Raw genomic sequence first — 3,553 nt, forward strand, 5'->3', positions numbered from 1 at the left:
GTCCAGGGATAGCCCTTCATCAGCCATGAGTGCCACTATCGCCTTGGTCATGAACGCCTTGCTCGCATAGAGGATCTCCACATCGTGGTACCTGGACTCGAACTCAGTCCGGTAGGCGCGGCAGGCATCCCTTATCGCCTGTTCGTCGTAGACGTACAAGGGCGTCCCAAACCGCTTCGCGAGTCTGACCGTGTCACATCCACCGATAGTTAGGTGTCCGTTCTTGTTGACCGACATGTGTCCGTGATAGTCCAATTTCTGCACTCTCCTGCCTCAAGCGGTGTAGTACGACCAAGAGTTACTTTAGGTTATCATGAATACTAGAGTGTTCGCAATGGCTCATTAGCAGGTAGAAAGCTGTGAGTGATGCCCAATCTGCTCTTGGAGTTAGCGACGGACTATCAGAATCCTGAGTGCTCGGTCCTGGCTATGATCTCGTCCTGCAACGCCCGGGTAAGGTCACAGAAGAAATCACTGTATCCTGCAACGCGGACTATCAGGTCACGGTGAGCCTCGGGGTGATCTTGGGCCTCCCGTAGGGTTTTGGCGTCGACCACGTTGAACTGCACGTGGTGGCCTCCGAGCCGGAAATACGATCTCACAAGGCGCGCGAGATTGTCGATTCCCTCGTCACCTTCCAGCACTTGCGGTGTGAACTTCAAGTTCAAGAGCGTGCCTCCGGTGAGCACATGGTCCATCTTCGCTACCGACTTGATCACTGCAGTGGGGCCTCTTCTGTCGGCGCCCTGCACTGGAGATATCCCTTCGGATACGGGAGTCCAGGCCTTCCTCCCATCAGGCGTCGCCCCGGTCACCGAGCCGAAGTAGACGTGGCAAGTGGTCGGCAGCATGTCGATACAGTAGCGCCCGCCCTTAGTGTTGGGCCTTCCGTTCACTTCCTTGTAGTACGCATCGAAGATGGAGACCATGATGGCATCAGCGTAGTCGTCGTCATTTCCGTACTTGGGTGTATGGTTGAGCAACACGTCCCGGAGGGCCTCGTGCCCCTGGAAGTTGTGACTCAGCGCCTCAATCATCTCGTCCATGCCGACATCCTTCTGGTCGAAGACGTGATACTTCACCGCAGCCATACTGTCTGTGCAGGTGCCGATCCCCACGCCCTGGATGTAGGTGGTGTTATACCGGGCCCCGCCATCGTGATAGTCCCGACCTTTCTTGATGCAGTCGTCGATCAGGATGGACAGGAACGGGGCGGGCATCATGGTTGCGTAGAGTCTTTCGATGATGTTGTTGGCCTTGACCTTGATGTCGAGGAAGTACTTGAGCTGGGTCCTGAATGCCTCGAACAGTTGGTCGAAGCCTGTGAACTGGGCCGGATCGCCAGTAGATGGCCCCAGCCGGCTCCCGGTTCGGGGATCTATCCCGTCGAACAGTGCCAGCTCGAAAACCTTGGGGAGGTTGAAGTACCCTGTCAGAATGTAGCTCTCCTTGCCGAACGCGCCCGTCTCTACGCACCCGCTAGTGCCCCCACACCTCGCGTCATGAACGGACTTGCCCTGCCTGAGCATCTCCTGGATGACCACGTCGGCGTTGAATATGGAAGGTTGTCCCCACCCTTTCCTCACGATCTTGAGAGCGCGCTTCAGGAACCGGTCTGGGTTCTTCGCGCTCAGCTGAATATTGGAGCTAGGCTGAAGCAGTCTCATCTCATCTATGACGTCGAGTATCAGGTAGGTGACGTCATTCACTCCGTCAAGGCCGTCCGGCCTGAGCCCTCCGGTGTTGATGTTGGCGAAGTCGGTATAGGTCCCGCTTTCGGCGGCTGTGACGCCCACCTTGGGAGGGGCCGGCTGGTTGTTGAACTTGACCCAGAAGCATTGCAGCAGTTCCCTGGCTGCCTCATGGGTGAGGGTACCATCCTCGATCCCTCTCTTGTAGAATGGATAAAGGTGTTGGTCCAACCTTCCTGGATTGAACGAGTCCCAAGTGTTCAGCTCGGTTATCACACCGAGGTGCACGAACCAGTAGGCCTGAAGCGCCTCCCAGAAGTCTCGGGGCCTGTGGGCTGGCACCCAGGAGCACACTTCTGCAATCCTGGAAAGCTCGGCCTTTCTTCTGGGGTCATCCTCCTTATCCGCAAGTTCGAGAGCCGTCTCGGCGTGTCGTTGGGCAAACCTGATTATCGCATCGGCTGCGATGTCCATGGCTTTGAGTTCTTCGTGCTTTTCATAGGCTTCGGGATCGTTCAGGTAGTCCAGGGAAGCCAGGGCCTGGGCAATGTCCTCCTTGAAGTCCAGGAAGCCTTTTTCGTATATCTTCCCGTCCAGCACTGTGTGCCCGGGCGCCCGTTGTTCCATGAACTCTGTGAAGATGCCCGCATCGTATGCGTCCTTCCATTCACGGGGCATTTGGGCGAAGATGATGTCCCGCATGGACCTGCCTTTCCAGAAAGGGATGATGGTGTCTCTGTAGACCCGTTCGTCCTCCTCGGTCGAGGAGAACGTCACCTTGTCCCTGGTTCGCAGGATCTCCAGATCCTGGAGGCTATGGCAGCACAGCTCCGGGTAGGTGGGGGTGGCCTTGGGCGCCGGCCCCCTCTCGCCCACAATCAGCTCGCCGTCGTTGATGCAGATCTTCTTGTTCTCCAGCACATGCTTGAACGCAAGCGCCCGGAGCACGGGTGCGGACACCGCAGGCGCATTCTTATAGAACTCCGTGATGAGTTCAGCGCGCTCCGTGGAGATCCGGGGCTCCGCCTCCAGGCTCTGTCTCCGAAGCTTAAGGACGCGCTCATTCATGGATTGACTACCCCCCGATTCTCGTGATGAACCCGTGGCCGCGAAGACTAGCCAGGACACGGTCGAGCTGCTCCCGGGACGGGGGCTGGGCTTCGGCCATGGCGTACACCCTCCCCAACCTCTCGTACTTATCCATGCCTATGCGGTGGTAGGGGAGGAGATCTACCCGTACCTGCCTCCGCCATTCGAGACCTGAGAGGAATTCAGCCATCAGCTCGATGTCCCTGTCTGCATCATTTACTCCTGGGATCAGCGGAACCCTCACTATCACCTCAACGGGGTGGGCGGCGAGGCGCCGGAGGTTGCTCAGGATCAGGGAATTGTCCACCCCGGTCACCTGCTGATGAACGTCATCCCGAAGCGACTTGATATCATAGAGGATGAGGTCTGCATGGTCGGCCACCTCGAGCAGGGTATCTGGGCTTCCGTACCCGCTCGTATCTATTGCGGTGTGGATCCCCATCTCCCTGCACGCTTTGACCAGGCTCACGAGGAATTCGGGCTGCGCCAAAGGCTCGCCCCCAGAGAAAGTGACCCCGCCCCCTGATTCGTCGTAGAAGATTGTGTCTTTCGTGACTTCATCCAGAACCTCTGCCACCGATACCTTCCGCCCAACCATCACCCTGCCGCCCGAGTGGCAAGCGCTGACACATCCGCCACAAGAAGTGCATCTGCCGGGCACGACCGCGGGCATGCCATCCTTGGGCTCTATGGCCCTGTTGGGGCAGGCGGCGACGCAGCGGCCGCACTCGACGCAGCCGGGGGCCCCCGAGAGCTTCTTCGCTTCCTCGATC

Annotated in this window: 3 protein-coding genes; all 3 read right to left on the reverse strand. The window is 58.3% G+C overall.

From position 1 onward, the window contains the following. A partial coding sequence (locus NUW23_12865; protein MCR4427056.1) for a diaminopimelate decarboxylase occupies positions 1-237 on the reverse strand: 237 nt, incomplete at its 3' end. 164 nt (positions 238-401) lie between these two features. Next, on the reverse strand, positions 402-2,759 hold the full coding sequence (locus NUW23_12870) for a glycyl radical protein (GenBank protein MCR4427057.1): 2,358 nt from the start codon (positions 2,757-2,759) through the stop codon (positions 402-404). 7 nt (positions 2,760-2,766) lie between these two features. Then, positions 2,767-3,553, reverse strand: a 787-nt coding sequence (locus NUW23_12875) for a glycyl-radical enzyme activating protein (GenBank protein ID MCR4427058.1), incomplete at its 5' end; no start/stop codon positions are given.

The sequence above is a fragment of the Bacillota bacterium genome (assembly GCA_024655925.1).
GTDB lineage: Bacteria > Bacillota > DTU025 > DTU025 > JANLFS01 > JANLFS01.